Genomic DNA, 16,687 nt, shown 5'->3' on the forward strand with positions numbered 1-16,687 from the left:
CTCCAGCGCTTGTCGGGGCTGAACGAGGCGTTTGCGCTTTTTGTTCTTTTCAATATTATTTTCAGAAAAATGTGATAAAATCAAAAGAAAAAACAAGGTGAAGGATTATGAATACTAAGCTTTTACATATTCCGGCAGATATTATTGAAACCATAGTCGAAAATGCGTTTGAATGGCTTGTTGTGGTGGATCGGGAAGGAAGGATCATTTATATCAATCACAATTATTGCGAGTTCCTTGAAGTCAATCGTGAAGAAACGATCGGCAGGCATGTGACAGAAATCATCGAGAATACCAGGATGCATGTTGTGGCCGAGTCGGGAAAAGAGGAACTGGCTGACCTGCAATTTATCAAAGGCAACTATATGATTGCCAATCGGGTGCCCATAATTAAGAACGGCGAGGTAATTGCCGCGTTTGGAACGGTGTTTTTCAGGGATACTCAAGAATGGATGAAGATGGACAGCCATGTGAAAAGCCTGCTGACCAGAATGCAGCCATACATCCAGAAAATTGATTCAGGGGTAAAATATACGCTTGATGACATCCTTGGCGAATCGCAACAGATTGTTAGTTTAAAAGAAAAAGTGAAAATGGTATCTAACAGTGATATCTCCATTTTAATCAGGGGAGAGAGCGGGACAGGCAAGGAATTGTTCGCCCACAGCATCCACCAGCTAAGCAGCCGGAGCCAAAAGCCGTTTATTAAGGTGAACTGCGGAGCAATCCCGGAAAACCTGCTCGAATCCGAGTTATTTGGCTATGAGGAAGGAGCTTTTACAGGGGCAAAAAAAGGAGGGAAAAAAGGGAAATTCCAGCTGGCTAATGGAGGTACGCTCTTTCTGGATGAAATCGGGGACATGCCGCTAAGCATGCAGGTAAAACTATTGCGTGCCTTGCAGGATGGGGAAATAGAACCGATTGGTTCCACAAAATCGATATCGGTTGATGTCCGGATTATCGCAGCGACGAATAGACCGCTGGAAAATATGATTGAAGAAAAGCGCTTCAGGGAGGATCTATTTTATCGGATCAATGTCGTTCCTTTCAGTGTCCCTCCATTAAGGGAACGAGCAGAGGACCTAACGCTGTTAATCAAGTACTTTATCGATAAGGTCACAAATCGGTTAGGCAAGCGGATTGCAGGAATTGAAAGTAATGTAATGGAAATACTGAAATCTTACAGCTGGCCTGGAAATATCCGCGAACTGGAAAATGTCATCGAAGCTGCGGTCCATTTGACAAAAAGAGAACAGATTACGCTGGATTCCTTGCCAGATTACTTGCAAACTCAGACTGCCATTTACCGTTTCAATAACAAGAAGCTTAAGGATATAGTTGAAGAAACTGAAAAATGGGTACTGAAGCAAAGTCTTGAAAGGAATAAAGACGACAAAGCTCTGGTTGGCAGGGAACTTGGTATAAGCAAATCCACTCTTTATGAAAAACTGAATAAACATGGTCTGTTGTAGTCCGAAATTCCGGAATGCTGTCCGGGTTTTCGGACTTTGTTTTTTCTAGCAATATTAAACTGAGTAATCACTGTATACATGGTGTTAATTCACATAAATAGGACTGGTTTAATAACTCGGATTCTATTAATTAAAGGTAATGGCAGGATAATAGAGTCCGGAAATCCGGAAATAAATAACTGAAAATTAAAAATAAATATAGATTTGCCTAGTCCAAAAAGTTGGCACGATAGTTGCAATAAGGTAAAACAGCAATTTTATTCAATCTTCTTTTGTAAGCGTTATCAATCCGTTCTTGAGGGAGGGCAGTTATTGGTTGTTTTCACTTTAAAATAACAAGGGGGAAAAAGAATGCTGAGTATGTTTGGATTGATTGGCGGTCTGGCTTTATTGATTTATCTGACGATGAGGGGCATGAACCTGCTAATCGTTGGACCACTTTCTGCGTTGTTTGTTGCAGTATTTAGCGGGATGCCATTGTTTCCGCAGCTTGTTGAAGAAGGTGCGGCCAACTTTGTCGGCAACTATATGTCTGGTTTTTCTGGATTCGTTACTGCCTGGTATATGATGTTCCTGCTTGGAGCAATTTTTGGAAAGGTAATGGAGGATAGCGGCGCGGCTGACAGTGTATCTGAGTTCATCGTTGATAAATTGGGGATGAAGTATGCTGTGCTCGCGATCGTCGCTGCTTGTGCTGTGTTGACATATGGCGGCGTTAGCCTGTTTGTCGTAGCATTTTCAGTTTATCCAATGGCATTAAGCTTGTTCAGGCAGGCGAATTTGCCGAGGCGATTCATTCCAGCTGCATTGGCCTTTGGTTCGGTTACCTTTACCATGACTTCTGCCGGTTCTCCGGAAATTCAGAACTGGATTCCAATTCAATTCCTGGATACTTCGCCGATTGCAGGCTGGGAGGTCAGTGCCATCGTTGCCGTCTTCATGATGATCTTTGGGTACTGGTGGCTGAAGCGAATGATTACAAAGGCCATGGCAAGAGGAGAAAAATTCGAAGCCAGGAAGACAGATCCAATGATGGAGAAACGTGAGCTGCCTCATCCTTTACTGGGTCTTATCCCTTTGATTGTGGTACTCGTTATTTCTTTCGTTTTCCATGACTCATTAAAACAATCTGCCCTCATCATAGCTCTGCTTGGCGGGGTAGTATCTGCCTATTTGCTGAATCGCAAGTATTTCAAAAATTTCTGGGAAGCCCTTTCAGAAGGAACGATGGGTGCCTTGATTGCGATCGGTAACACTGCTGCTGTTGTAGGATTTGGCGGTGTGGCAAAAGCAGTACCGGCCTTCCAGACGGCGGTTGATGCGATGACGAATATACCTGGAAGCCCGTTGATTGGGGCGGGCCATTGCTGTAAGTGTCATTGCCGGGATGACAGGTTCTGCATCCGGGGGTCAGGCGATTGCGCTTCCGTTGCTCGCTCCGCATTATCTGGATATGGGCGTTAATCCGGAAGCGCTGCACAGGGTAGCGGCCATTTCCCTCCGGAGCGCTTGATTCCCTTCCGCATAATGGGTACGTGGTTACGACTGTAAGGGCAATCTGCGGCGAGTCCCATAAGGATGCCTACAATCCAGTCGCAGCAGTTACTGTCATTGTACCGCTGATTGGTGTGGCAATCGCGATTGTTCTATTCTCTCTAGGATTAGGGATTTAAGGAAAGGAGTTTCCCGATGGTAAAAGATAAAGTAGTCCTGATAACCGGTGCCGCCCAGGGAATCGGATATGAGCTCGCTGGGAGTTTTGCTGAGCAGGGCGGGAAGGTATTTTTGACAGACCTACAGGAAGAAACGGTGGAAAAAGCAGCTGCCAGGCTGCGTCAATCAGGATATGAAGCAGCTGGTTTGAAATGTGATGTCACTAGCGAAAAAGACATCGAAACAGCTGTTTCGAAGTGTGTAGAGCAATTTGGCACAGTGGATGTTCTAATCAACAATGCTGGCTTGCAATATGTATCAATGATTGAGGATTTCCCGACGGAAAAATTCGAGCTGTTGATAAAAGTAATGCTCACAGCCCCGTTTGTAGCGTTGAAACATGTACTGCCGGTCATGAAAAAGCAAGGTATGGGTCGGGTAATCAACATGGCGTCGATCAATGGGCTAGTCGGTTTTGCTGGCAAGGCAGCATATAACAGCGCCAAGCACGGAGTCATTGGATTGACGAAGGTGGCTGCACTTGAAACCGCAGAGCACGGAATCACCGTCAACGCCGTCTGCCCGGGATATGTCGATACACCGTTAGTCCGCAATCAGCTATCTAGCCTGGCGGAGACCAGGAATATCCCACTTGAAAAAGTGCTAGAGGAGGTCATTTTTCCGCTCGTACCGCAGAGACGCCTGCTGGCTGTCGAGGAAATTGCCAGTTATGTTTTATACCTGGCCAGTGATGCTGCAATAGGAATCACTGGCCAGGCGGCAGTCATTGACGGAGGTTATACGATTCAATAATCAAAAAAGCTGGTTTCCTATTTTTCGGAAGCCAGCTTTAGATTTATATGATTGGAACTCTAATTTTTAGTTTGGTTCAAATACTTATGGAGAATAATTTCGACGTTCTCGATATGGCTGAGCATCACTCGTCTTGCTTCTTCTGCATTCTGTTCTTTTATCGCTTGATAAATAGCATAGTGTTCCTCATAGAGGCGATCTGTTGTCGTTTGTTTTGAATAGAGCCAAAGCCGTCGGGTTTCCCTCATTGTTTCTCCCATCAGGCCGGAAACATGGTTCATCAAGCTGATCAATAATGGATTATGCGAGCTTTCAGCAATGGCTATATGGAACTGTAAATCAGCCTTTTCACCAAGCTCCTCATTCCCACTTGCAAGCTTCATTTCCTCTAGCGCTTCTTCTATTTTCTGCAGCTGGTCTTCGGTCCTCTTCTTTGCAGCGGAAAAGACAGTCCCAGTCTCAAGGATTTTCCTCACTTCCAAGAGGTTAGCTGTATCCTGTGCATTCATCAGGATGGCTGTCGATAAAGGGAAACTGATTTGCTCAGACTCGAATTGCTTCACATATGTGCCTTCACCCTGCCTGATTTCAATGAGTCCCATTGCTCTCAATGCAGTCAATGCTTCCCTTATGGCAGATCTCCCTACCTGGAAATTCTCCGCCAGCTGTTGGACAGAATCGAGTTTATCGCCAGGCTTAAGTTGACCTGAACTGATCATGTTATGGATTGCCTCCGCAACTTCTTCATAGATCTTTTTAGGTTTAATTCTATTATATTGCAAAGTAAATCCTCCAAAGTTCATTCTCTTAGCTTTCATTATACAATTTTTATCACACTTCTATAAGTTTCTGGACTTTTAGAAGCGGAATTTCATTTAAAGGAACCAATATTAATTTGGGTGAAAGTAAAAATAGATTGAAATTACCGCATTGTTCATCCTATAATCTAAGGTATGGTCATCTGATGACCATACAACTTATTGTAAGCGATTACCAAGTGGAATGTTTTTGGGAGAATAGTTTATTGATAAAAGATTTTCTCTTGTAAACAACTGAGAATAGAAACATTGAAAAACTGTTTCGCATTCAATGGCTGGCTTATTGTAACTAACGAAGGGGGAACGTTCATGCTTCCAAATATAGCGAAAGAAAAAATAATTTCAATTGTAACTGCTGCTAATTTTGTTGACTCAAAAACGGGGAGACTAGTCTATTCATATGATGCAACACCTAACTTTCAATCAATGCCGGATGCAGTTGTAAGTCCGAGAAACAAACAGGAAATTTCACAAATTGTGAAAATCTGTAATGAATTTAATATTCCCATTGTCCCACGTGGATCAGGAACGAACCTATGTGCAGGCACTTGTCCAACAGAAGGCGGGATCGTACTTCTTTTCAAACATATGAACAAAATTCTTGAGGTGGATGAAGAGAATCTTACTGCTACTGTGCAGCCTGGAGTGGTAACTCTTGATTTGATTCACATGGTTGAATCAAAAGGCTTGTTTTACCCACCGGATCCAAGTTCGATGAAAATTTCGACCATCGGGGGCAATATTAATGAAAACTCCGGCGGGCTCCGTGGATTGAAATATGGAGTGACAAGGGATTATGTGATGGGGCTTGAGGCAGTGATGCCAAACGGAGACATCATCACCACAGGAGGGAAATTGACCAAGGACGTTGCTGGATATGACTTTACCAGGCTGTTGGTTGGCTCGGAGGGGACACTCGGCATCATTACTGAAGCTACACTTAAGCTGATTCCGATTCCGGAAACAAAACAAACAATGCTTGCTTTATATCAGGATCTCGAAGCAGCAGCTAAATCGGTTTCCAAGATTATCTCGAGCAAAATCATTCCGGCTACGCTTGAATTCCTTGACCAGCCGACTTTGAGGGTAGTAGAAGATTTTGCGAAAATCGGGCTGCCAACAGATGTCAAAGCCGTGCTATTAATTGAACAGGATGGTCCTCTGGAAGTCGTTGAGCGTGATATGACCAGGATTGCTGAGGTTTGTAAAGAAGAAAAGGCTGTATCTGTGCAGGTAGCACAAACAGAAGCTGAGGCAGAAGCACTTAGGACTGCGCGCAGAAGTGCATTGTCTGCACTGGCGCGGTTAGCGCCGACGACAATATTGGAGGATGCAACAGTTCCGAGATCTGAGATTGCGAGAATGGTCAATGCTATCAACGAAATTGGAAATAAGTATGACTTGAATATCTGTACCTTTGGCCATGCAGGAGATGGAAACCTTCATCCTACATGTCCGACGGATTCTCGTAATCATGAAGAAATGGAAAGAGTCGAGAAGGCATTTGCCGAAATCTTTGAAAAGGCGATTGAATTCGGCGGCACGATTACGGGTGAACACGGCGTCGGCGTCATGAAGGCACCATACCTGGAGTTGAAATTAGGAGAAGCAGGAATTGCCGCTATGAAGGCAGTGAAAATGGCCCTTGACCCAAACAATATCATGAATCCTGGTAAGGTTTTCGCGAAGGACAGCAGAAAACGGGTGGTGGTTTCAAAATGACAACAGCTCAAGAACAGCAGAGGATCCAGACAGAATTCCAGGAAAAGATGGACCAGAACGAACTACTGAACTGCATGCGCTGCGGGTTCTGCCTGCCGACATGTCCGACTTATATCGAATCGGGCTATCAGGAATCACATTCACCTCGGGGCCGAATCGCTTTGATGAAGGCGGTCGTCGATGGGATTATTGAACCGGATGAGGATTTTGAACGGTCACTTGACCTTTGCCTTGGCTGCCGTGCATGTGAACCGGTCTGCCCATCAGGAGTGAACTATGACCATCTTCTCGAAGATTCCCGTGATATTGTCAATCAAAACAAGAAGTTTTCAATGCCGGTAAAAGTGGTCAGAAATGCAGTCTTCAAAGGGCTTTTCCCGCATCAGGAGCGAATGAGGGGACTGACTGGACTGATAGGATTTTATCAACGTTCTGGCCTCCAAAAGTTGGCGCGTGGAACAGGTGTGATGAAGCTCTTTCCAGAGTCAATTGCCACGATGGAAAAGGTCCTTCCAAAGGTCCCGACAATGAAGGAAATGAAAAATCGTCCGGAGCACCTTGGACCCATTGGCATGAAGACGCATAAGGTCGCATTCTTTAGCGGCTGCCTGATGGATACAATGTTTCTGGAAACAAACAATGCAACGATGAAGCTTTTGCAGCTTGCAGGCTGTGAAATTGTCATTCCCGAAGGAACAGGCCTGCTGTGGAGCGCTTCATGGACATAGTGGTGAAAAGGAAGATGCGAAAGCACTTGCCCGCAGGAATATTAAAGCCTTTGAAGATTCCGGAGTCGATTTCATCATCACCAATGCAGGGGGCTGCGGGGCTTTTTTAATTGATTATGATCATTTGCTTAAAGATGATTCGGAATGGAAGGGACGGGGCCCAGGAATTTGCTGATAAAATCATGGATATCTCGCAAATTTTGGTCGAAGTCGGCTTTCATGAAAAAGTGAGCCTCGAACTGCCGCATCAAATCATTACCTATCAGGATTCATGCCATCTTCGCAATGTCATGAAAACAGCTTCAGCACCGAGGATCTTGCTGCAGTCCATCAAGGGGATTCAATACCAGGAAATGCAGAATGCTGACAGCTGCTGTGGTTCAGCAGGAATCTATAATATTGTCGAGAGTGAAATGTCAATGCAGCTCCTTGATTCAAAAATGGTACAGGCAAAGGCTACCCATGCAACGACAATTGTTACCGCTAATCCAGGCTGTCTTCTTCAAATGAAGCTCGGGATTGAACGTGAAGGACTTCCTGACAAAATGAGAGGCGTGCATATTGTTGATCTGCTTTTGGAGGCAGCACAAACTAAGTAATCGATAACGGACTTCTGGATTTTTACAGATGGGCTACTTTTCAAGACCGATGGTTTCTGGCTGCTGGCCATAGGAAAAAGCCTGCACGAGCAGCAGAAACCATCATATAATACTCTCTATCATCATTTATTTCATCCCCGCTTGCATCTGCAGGGGAATTTTATTACAATAACTCTATATTCATAACGAAAGACTTCGACAAGGAGTAGTAGTGATGCAAAGCCTGATGTAGAGAGCTGGCGGTTGGTGCAAGCCAGACGGGATCCATCATGAACTCGCCTTTGAGTCGCAGGCGCGAATTTTTTAGTAGCGTTTGCCGTTTTCCGCGTTAAGGATGAATGAAGCGAGTGTTACACACTAATTTGGGTGGTACCGCGGGAGATCATACATAACCTCTCGTCCCTTTTACAGGGACGGGATTTTTTTATTTTTTTTAAAAAAGAAAACCCAGCCACTAAAAATAAAGCGAAACCAAACAGGAGGACAAAACGATGAGTTTTAACCATCAGGAAATCGAGAAAAAATGGCAAGCACATTGGGAACAAAACAAAACGTTCAAAACAACTGAAGATAAAGGGAAAGAGAAGTTTTACGCGCTTGATATGTTCCCGTATCCATCGGGAGCAGGCCTTCACGTTGGCCACCCGGAAGGTTACACAGCGACTGATATCCTTTCCCGCATGAAAAGGATGCAGGGCTTCAACGTCCTTCATCCAATGGGCTGGGATGCTTTCGGCCTTCCTGCTGAGCAGTATGCATTGGATACAGGGAATGACCCTGCAGAGTTCACGGAGCATAACATCAACACGTTCCGCCGCCAGATTAAGGCATTAGGTTTTTCATACGACTGGGATCGAGAAGTCAACACGACTGACCCAGAGTATTACAAGTGGACGCAATGGATTTTCCTTAAGCTTTATGAAAAAGACCTTGCCTACATTGATGAAGTTGCAGTTAACTGGTGTCCGGCACTTGGAACTGTTTTAGCGAATGAAGAAGTAATCGATGGAAAAAGTGAGCGCGGCGACCACCCAGTTGAGCGCCGGCCGATGAGACAGTGGATGCTTAAAATCACTGCCTACGCAGATCGTCTTCTTGAAGATTTGGATTTACTTGATTGGCCGGAAAGCTTGAAGGATATGCAGCGCAACTGGATCGGCCGTTCAGAAGGAGCGGAAATCACTTTCAAAATTGAAGGGCATGACGGAACGTTCACCGTGTTCACGACTCGTCCGGATACATTGTTCGGCGCAACTTATGCGGTGCTTGCACCAGAACACCAGCTTGTTGATACAATCACGACAGCCGTGCAGAAGGATGCAGTTGAAAAATATATCGATGAAATCAAGAGTAAGAGTGATCTTGAGCGTACGGACCTTTCAAAGGACAAAACAGGCGTCTTCACTGGCGCTTATGCGACCAATCCGGCTAACGGCGAAAAAATGCCAATCTGGATTGCCGACTATGTTCTTGCTTCATATGGAACAGGTGCAATCATGGCGGTACCTGGCCATGATGAGCGCGACTATGAGTTTGCGAAAAAGTTCGATCTGGAGATCAAGGAAGTCGTAGCCGGCGGAAACATCGAAAAAGAAGCTTACACAGGCGATGGCGAACACGTTAACTCTGAATTCCTTAACGGCATGAACAAGGAAGATGGCATCAGCAAGATGATCGCATGGCTTGAGGAAAAAGGCATTGGCACGAAGAAGGTCACTTACCGCCTTCGCGATTGGCTGTTCAGTCGCCAGCGATACTGGGGTGAGCCAATTCCAATCATCCACTGGGAAGATGGAACAATGTCAGCAGTTCCAGAAGACCAGTTGCCTTTAGTTCTTCCTAAAACGAAGGATATCAAGCCTTCTGGCACAGGCGAGTCTCCACTTGCCAATATCGATGACTGGGTGAATGTTGTCGACCCTGAAACAGGCAAAAAAGGCCGCAGGGAAACGAATACAATGCCGCAGTGGGGTGGCAGCTGCTGGTACTATCTGCGCTATATCGATCCAAAGAACGACCAGGCACTTGCTGATAAGGAAAAATTAAAGCAGTGGCTTCCGGTTGATATTTATATCGGCGGAGCGGAACACGCGGTATTGCACTTGCTATATGCTCGTTTCTGGCACAAGGTCCTTTACGATATAGGAGTTGTCCACACGAAGGAGCCTTTCCAAAAGCTTTTCAACCAGGGTATGATTCTTGGTGAAAATAACGAAAAGATGAGTAAATCAAAAGGCAATGTCGTTAACCCAGATGAAATCGTTGAAAGCCATGGTGCAGATACGCTACGCCTTTACGAAATGTTCATGGGACCGCTTGAAGCATCCATCGCATGGTCTACAAATGGTCTGGACGGTTCACGCCGTTTCTTAGACCGCATCTGGCGCCTGCTTGTCAATGAAAACGGCAGCTTGAGCGACAAAATCAAGGATGTTGAAAGCACGAACCTGGAGAAGGTCTACCATCAGACGGTTAAAAAGGTGACCGAAGACTACGAAGGACTTCGCTTCAACACTGCGATTTCACAAATGATGGTCTTCATCAATGAAGCGTATAAGGCAGAAGAGCTTCCAAAAGCATACGTTGAAGGCTTTGTAAAAATGCTGGCGCCGATTACGCCGCATATAGCTGAAGAGCTTTGGACAAAGCTTGGCAATGGTGAGTCAATCACATATGCAGCTTGGCCGGCTTACGATGAAGCCAAGCTTGTTGACGACGAAGTCGAAATCGTTGTCCAGGTAAACGGTAAAATCAAAGCGAAAATGATGGTACCTGCAGATGCAAACAGGGAAACCCTTGAGCAAATCGCGATGGGCGATGATGCTGTCAAGGAACAAATCGACGGAAAAACCGTTCGCAAGGTAATTGCAGTACCAGGAAAGTTAGTTAACATAGTAGCAAACTAAGATTTAATCTTTTAAGGGTCGTTTATTGGCGACCCTTAGTTTTCTATCGTTAAATACCCCGATAGGTTTATTTTTTGTAATTTCAAATGGGTTTTTATATAATAAATAGGGGAAAATACACTAAGGTATTGTATCCTTATAATAGGATTAATTTTACTAAATATTGGAGGAAATGACTCATGAATAAAATTGAAACAATCTCACCTGAAGAACTTCAAAAGAAGCTGGAAGCTGGCGAAAAGCCAGAAATGGTTGACGTACGTGAACATGACGAGGTTGAATCCGGAATGATCCCAGGAGCTAAGCATGTGCCAATGGGAGAAATTCCTGAAAGAATGAACGAATTCGACAAAGACAAAGAATATATCTTCATCTGCCGTTCAAGCGCACGCAGCGGCAACGTTTGCCACTACATGAACGAGCAAGGCTACAAAGTCCGCAACATGGTTGGCGGCATGATGAGCTGGGGCGGAGAAACAAAACGCCTATAATTATAAAATTCTGAAAACATGGCCAGAATGGATGTAAAAAAGGAAGGATGACTTCCCTTGATCCAGGTCAGAGTATTTGATCACGAACATGAAAAAGACCTTGAGCAGGAAATGAACCGGTTTCTAGAAAAGCTCGATGAGAAAAAGCTTTTGGACATTAAATATAATGTCGCGGTCATTCCTGAAGAAATGGACGAAGAGCAGATATATTGTTTTTCAGCCATGGTAGTTTACAGAGCCTGAGTATTTACTCGGGCTCTGTTTCTTTTTAGAATGACGGATAGCAATTAGCCGGAAACGAGAAAAAGTGTTCGACATCAAGGTCATGACGGACAGAAATGGACGAGAAAATGATAAAAGTGTCCGTCATCAAGGCTATGACGGACAGAAATGGACGAGAAAACGATAAGAGTGTCCGTCATCAAGGCTATGACGGACAGAAATAAGCCGGAAACGAGAAAAAGTGTCCGTCATCAAGGTCATGACGGACAGAAATGGACGAGAAAATGATAAAAGTGTCCGTCATCAAGGCTATGACGGACAAAAATAGACGATGAAACGGAAAAAGTGTCCGTCATCAAGGCTATGACGGATAGAAATCATCGTGTAATCAGAAAAAGTGTCCGTCATAAAGTCCATGACGGACAGAAATCATCGTGAAATCAGAAAAAATGTCCGTCATCAAGACCATGACCGACAGAAATCAGGGGAAAACCAGAAAAAGTGTCCGTCACATGGTAGTGACAGACACTAAGTAAAGGAATCTATTTCTCTAGGGCAAACTCAGCTGCATTGCTTCCCGCAAGCCGTCCGGTTACCAGGGCTGAGGTGATGTTATATCCCCCGGTATATCCGTGGATATCCAGGATTTCACCGCAAAAGTAAAGTCCTTCTGCTTTCTTGGATGCCATTGTTTGCGGTTCGACTTCTTTGACTGATACGCCGCCTCCGGTTACAAATGCTTTATCAAGCGGAAGGGTACCGTTCACTTTGAACTCAAATTGCTTTGCTGATTTGGTGAAGCTTCTTATTTTCTCATGGCCTAGCTGTCCGCCCTGCATCGCCGGGTCTATCTCATTCAGCTCAAGCAGGAACAGTAGGTACCGTTCGGGCAGAAGACCCTTCAATAAATTCTTCACCGCTTTTTTTGGCTCCGCTTTTATCAACTTATTGATTTCCTGGAACACTTCTTCTTCCTTTATGTCAGGAAGGGCGTCCAGGGACATGACGACTTCTTTCAAATCCCATTTCTGCATCGCTTTGACGACGAACTGGCTGCAGCGAAGAACCGCAGTCCCACTGACACCAATGTGTGTAAAAATCATATCCATTTTATGCGTAATCAGCGCTTTCCCTTTTGGATTTAGGACGCTGAGCCCTACCCCTCTTAATGAAAGTCCCTGCAGAACTTTTTCTTTTATAAAAGATTCAGAGGACTTCAACGGCACTTCAGTCGGGAATAATGTTGTGATTGTATGTCCTGCTTTTTCAGCCCATGCATACCCATCGCCAGTGGAACCTGTATGGGGAACTGATTTACCACCGACGGCAATGATGACGCTGTCTGCAAAAATCAAATCACCATTTTTCAATTCGACAGACTCTACCTTGCCATTTTTGTAGTGGACATCGGCAACAGGGGTGTTCGTTTTGATTTCCACTTTTAATTCCTTAAGCTTTGATAAAAGGGCGTCAACAACGGACTGGGCTTTGTCAGTGACCGGGAACATCCGGCCATGATCTTCTTCTTTGAGCTGAATTCCAAGCCCTTCGAAAAAAGAAATGATATCTTCATTGCTAAAAATCGACAGTGCGCTGTATAAGAACCGTCCATTTCCGGGTATATGTTTAATGATCTCTTCCACTGGAAGACGATTGGTCACATTACAGCGGCCGCCACCGGAGATTGCCAGCTTTCGGCCAAGCTTGTCTCCTTTATCGATCAGCAGCACCTTTGCCCCCTGCTCACCAGCAGCAATCGCGGCCATCAAGCCAGACGGACCGCCGCCAAGGACGATTACATCGTATTTCATTGCTTCACCAACTTTTCGTATTACTTTTTAGATGCAATTAAGCACTTTTATTATTATAATCCATCTCTTCATTAAAAACATTGCCTCGAATGAGGTTTCTCAAACAGCCGTTTATTAATTCCTGGCCGGAAAACTGGCAGTCAGGCTGGAGAAGGAGTAAACTAAGGGATGCAGGAAATATCTGAAGCGGGAATGCAGGAAATATCTGCATCCATTGATAAATATCATAATGTCTGTTTGTGTTATGGTAAAATACAAGTTTGTAATCTGTTTTTTAATTTATAGATTGAAAAGTAGGGATTCTATGTCATCGAAGCTTTTAAGAGGGACGTTCATTTTGACGCTCGGTACGATTTTATCTAAAGTGCTGGGATTGTTTTATGTAATTCCCTTTTTCGCAATAGTAGGAGAGTATGGGACAGCCTTATACTCCTTCTCTTATATTCCATATACAATTTTCATTAGTATTGCTACAGCTGGCGTACCGCTTGCTGTTTCTAAATTCATAGCGAAATACAATGCTCTTGAAGAGTATGCAGTTGGAAGGAAATTGTTTAAATCTGGTGTGGCTGTCATGCTGACAACCGGGGTTCTTTCTTTCCTGGTTATGTATATTTCCGCTCCCGGGCTTGCTGACATGGTCATGGATACCAGTAATGATGAAAATGTGAAGATAACAGCTGCAGATGTGACGACGGTCATCCGTGCGGTTAGTTTTGCATTGATTGTTGTTCCGTTCATGAGCTTGATTCGTGGTTTCTTCCAGGGTCATCAATCAATGGGGCCATCAGCAGTTTCTCAGGTTGTTGAGCAAATTGTCAGGATTGTTTTCGTGCTGGCCGGTGCCTTTTTTGTCCTGAACGTACTTGAAGGAGATATGGTTACAGCTGTTAGTGTTGCGACGTTTGCTGCCTTCATCGGTGCTCTGGGCAGCCTTGGAGTACTTGGCTGGTACTGGATGAAAAGGAAGCCTCATTTAGATAAACTGCTTGAAGAAGACAAGAAGACGATGGATATTTCTTTAAAGGATATTTACAAGGAAATCCTGCTATACGCCGCACCTTTTGTCTTTGTCGGAATTGCCAATCCTTTGTTCCAATTTGTAGACATGATGACCTTTACGAGAGCGATGATGGCAGTCGGTTTTAGTCAAAATGAAGCCAGCTCGGCATTTTCAGTGTTGAACTTCCAATCGCATAAGCTCGTCATCATTCCTGTTTCTCTGGCTACGGCATTTTCACTGACACTGGTACCAAGCATCACAAAGGCTTTTACAGAAAACGACCGCAAGGGTATGAGACGGCAGCTTGACCAGACCTTCCAGGTGTTGATGTACCTGACAGTACCTGCTGCCATTGGGATAGCGATACTTGCTGAACCGATGTATACCATCTTCTATGCGCATAATGACCTTGGTACAAAGGTTTTGACAACCTACGCACCAGTAGCCATCCTATTCGCTCTCTTCTCGGTAACAGCTGCAATCCTGCAAGGAATCAACGAGCAGCGATTTACGATTTTGAGTTTGCTGACGGGATTATTGGTGAAGCTAACTTTTAACATCCCATTAATCAAGCTTTTTGAAACACAGGGGGCTATAATGTCAACAGCATTGGGCTATATGGCAGCAATCATCATCAACTTACTTGTGATAAAAAAGTTCGCCAGATATCCAATGGGCTTTGTGACGAGAAGAATTGTCCTGATTTTGATCTTCTCAGGTTTGATGGCAGGCGTAACACTGGCATTCTATGAAGTGCTTGCCGACTTCCTTTCACCAGCGTCCAAGTTCCAGTCTATTCTGATTATCGGAATTTCTGCTCTGGTAGGCGCTGCGGTGTACTTTTACCTTGGATTCCGGACGAAATTGGTCGACAGGCTTTTCGGAGACCGTGTAACCAAGATCAAGCGTAAATTAAGGCTTCCTGTATAATAATAAAATGGCCTTCTGTCATGAAGGCCATTTTTGTTAACATTTTAATAGTAAAACTGCTGATCGTCATCACGGATATTCAAACGACGCTCAATTCTGTCGACCCTGCGGTCCAAGCGATCGATTTGATTACTCAGTCTTTGAACTTGCCGCTCAAGGCGATTAAGTCTCTGGTCGAATTGGCCGCCGCCACCAGGGTATCCTCCACCGGGAAATCCGCCGCCAGGGTATCCACCAGGGAATCCGCCGCCTCCGCCTGGCAGGCCGGGGATCGGGATGTACAAGCCTTGTCCTTGCTGTCGATGGTTCATTCAGGTCATCTCCTCATAATCTGATGTAAAGTATGATAATAGTCTATGTAAGGCTGCTAGAAATGGAATGGGCACTTGCCCATATGAATAAAAGGAGGTACACAATGAGAATCGATAAAGTGCTTTCCAACCTTGGATATGGAAGCAGGAAAGATGTGAAGAAACTTTTAAAAGATGGTTCTGTCAAAGTGAATAATGAAATCGTTAAGGATGCAAAACAGCATGTGAATCCAGAAAACGATTCAATAACACTGAACGGGGAAGAGATTCATTATCGGGAATTTATTTATTTAATGATGAACAAGCCTCCTGGTGTCATCTCAGCGACGGAGGACAACCGTGATGAGACAGTAATTGATTTGCTTGAGATCGAAGACCAGGTATTTGAGCCATTCCCGGTAGGCAGGCTTGATAAGGATACAGAAGGCTTGCTGCTGATCACAAATGACGGACAGCTTTCCCACAAGCTTTTATCGCCAAAAAAGCATGTACCAAAAACGTATTTCGCGGTTATTGAGGGTGAAGTGACAGAAGAGGATATCGATGCCTTCAAAAAAGGTGTCACCCTGGATGATGGTTATGAAACAAAACCAGGGGAGCTCGTTATTTTAAAATCAGGATTGACGTCTGATATAGAACTGACGATCACCGAAGGGAAATTCCATCAGGTGAAAAGGATGTTTGAGGCAGTTGGAAAAAGGGTCATATACCTGAAACGGTTCTCGATGGGGCCTCTGAAGCTCGATGACACGCTGGAGCTTGGGGAATACAGGGAGCTTACTGACGAAGAAGTAGAAATGCTGCAAACCTATGAAGTATAAAAAAGAAATCGCGAGTGAAAGCCACTGGCGATTTCTTTTATTATGAAGTTTAATAATTTTTCTCTAAGAAGTCATCTTTACCTTTTTCTGGGTCGTTGTCCATTTACCTCGGCTCGGACTTTTCACTAAGTCGTTATAAGCCAGGACATTCAAATCCCTCTGGATGGTTCGAGGAGTAATTCCGAATTCCTCTACAAGATCTTGAGTTGTGACAGTACCATTCTGACATATATACATGTAGATGGATTTGATGCGGTTTATCATCCGGTTAGTCGAAGGTTTCAAACAACCACTCCCTATCCTTTTTTAAACCCCTTTGTCATTTTCCTGCAACCGACTTTTGAGTTGAAGACGAATCCTCAAGTATGTAGTTTTCTTCTTTCCAGA

The 16,687-nt window shown here is 44.4% G+C and carries 12 protein-coding genes, 2 pseudogenes and 1 other annotated feature; of the genes and pseudogenes, 10 read left to right on the forward strand and 4 right to left on the reverse strand.

The genetic code is table 11. The features are described 5' to 3' along the window. Positions 1-107 precede the first annotated feature (107 nt). The 3 genes and pseudogenes from LC048_RS03290 to LC048_RS03300 all read left to right on the forward strand — a co-directional run bounded on the left by LC048_RS03290 (position 108) and on the right by LC048_RS03300 (position 3,938). Positions 108-1,472: a sigma-54 interaction domain-containing protein gene (locus LC048_RS03290; protein ID WP_226602858.1), complete on the forward strand. Its 1,365-nt coding sequence runs from the start codon at positions 108-110 to the stop codon at positions 1,470-1,472. A gap of 351 nt (positions 1,473-1,823) precedes the next feature. Continuing rightward, positions 1,824-3,145: pseudogene (locus LC048_RS03295) on the forward strand (GntP family permease). Positions 3,146-3,161: 16 nt separating this feature from the next. Further along, a complete protein-coding gene (locus LC048_RS03300; RefSeq protein ID WP_226602852.1) occupies positions 3,162-3,938 on the forward strand; it encodes a 3-hydroxybutyrate dehydrogenase in 777 nt (258 codons plus the stop codon). Positions 3,939-3,997: 59 nt separating this feature from the next. Here LC048_RS03300 and LC048_RS03305 read toward each other — a convergent pair whose 3' ends face one another. Next, entirely contained in the window at positions 3,998-4,720 is a 723-nt protein-coding gene (locus tag LC048_RS03305) for a FadR/GntR family transcriptional regulator (protein WP_226602851.1), read from the reverse strand. A 345-nt stretch (positions 4,721-5,065) separates the two neighbouring features. Between LC048_RS03305 and glcD the strand changes: the two genes are divergently transcribed. The 5 genes and pseudogenes from glcD (at position 5,066) to LC048_RS03330 (ending at position 11,445) form a co-directional block, all read left to right on the forward strand. Beyond that, on the forward strand, positions 5,066-6,478 hold the full coding sequence (gene glcD, locus LC048_RS03310) for a glycolate oxidase subunit GlcD (RefSeq protein WP_306049427.1): 1,413 nt from the start codon (positions 5,066-5,068) through the stop codon (positions 6,476-6,478). After that, a pseudogene (locus LC048_RS03315) lies at positions 6,475-7,805 on the forward strand ((Fe-S)-binding protein). The gene glcD and the pseudogene LC048_RS03315 overlap by 4 nt, the downstream one beginning before the upstream one ends. Positions 7,806-7,991: 186 nt before the next feature. Then, positions 7,992-8,212: a binding site (T-box leader), on the forward strand. Between the two features lie 84 nt (positions 8,213-8,296). Then, positions 8,297-10,711, forward strand: coding sequence for a leucine--tRNA ligase (leuS, locus tag LC048_RS03320; RefSeq protein WP_306049429.1), 2,415 nt, complete (start codon positions 8,297-8,299; stop codon positions 10,709-10,711). A 179-nt stretch (positions 10,712-10,890) separates the two neighbouring features. Beyond that, entirely contained in the window at positions 10,891-11,202 is a 312-nt protein-coding gene (locus LC048_RS03325; protein WP_226602846.1) for a rhodanese-like domain-containing protein, read from the forward strand. Positions 11,203-11,259: 57 nt separating this feature from the next. Then, positions 11,260-11,445 (forward strand): sporulation protein Cse60, encoded by a 186-nt coding sequence (locus LC048_RS03330; RefSeq protein ID WP_102263921.1) that lies wholly within the window; start codon positions 11,260-11,262, stop codon positions 11,443-11,445. Between the two features lie 521 nt (positions 11,446-11,966). Here the strand turns inward: LC048_RS03330 and LC048_RS03335 are convergent. Further along, positions 11,967-13,235, reverse strand: a complete 1,269-nt coding sequence (locus LC048_RS03335; protein ID WP_306049432.1) for a BaiN/RdsA family NAD(P)/FAD-dependent oxidoreductase — start codon at positions 13,233-13,235, stop codon at positions 11,967-11,969. 304 nt (positions 13,236-13,539) lie between these two features. Here LC048_RS03335 and LC048_RS03340 point away from each other — a divergent pair, with 304 nt between their 5' ends. After that, entirely contained in the window at positions 13,540-15,168 is a 1,629-nt protein-coding gene (locus LC048_RS03340; protein WP_226602842.1) for a putative polysaccharide biosynthesis protein, read from the forward strand. A 44-nt stretch (positions 15,169-15,212) separates the two neighbouring features. On the opposite strand, the gene LC048_RS03345 is transcribed toward LC048_RS03340, so the two are convergent. After that, entirely contained in the window at positions 15,213-15,479 is a 267-nt protein-coding gene (locus tag LC048_RS03345; protein ID WP_226602840.1) for a hypothetical protein, read from the reverse strand. A gap of 104 nt (positions 15,480-15,583) precedes the next feature. Between LC048_RS03345 and LC048_RS03350 the strand changes: the two genes are divergently transcribed. Next, entirely contained in the window at positions 15,584-16,300 is a 717-nt protein-coding gene (locus LC048_RS03350; protein WP_226602838.1) for a pseudouridine synthase, read from the forward strand. 63 nt (positions 16,301-16,363) lie between these two features. On the opposite strand, the gene LC048_RS03355 is transcribed toward LC048_RS03350, so the two are convergent. Beyond that, entirely contained in the window at positions 16,364-16,585 is a 222-nt protein-coding gene (locus LC048_RS03355) for a DeoR family transcriptional regulator (protein WP_226602836.1), read from the reverse strand. Between the last annotated feature and the right edge of the window lie 102 nt (positions 16,586-16,687).

Source organism: Mesobacillus subterraneus (genome assembly GCF_020524355.2).
GTDB classification, from domain to species: domain Bacteria; phylum Bacillota; class Bacilli; order Bacillales; family Cytobacillaceae; genus Mesobacillus; species Mesobacillus subterraneus_C.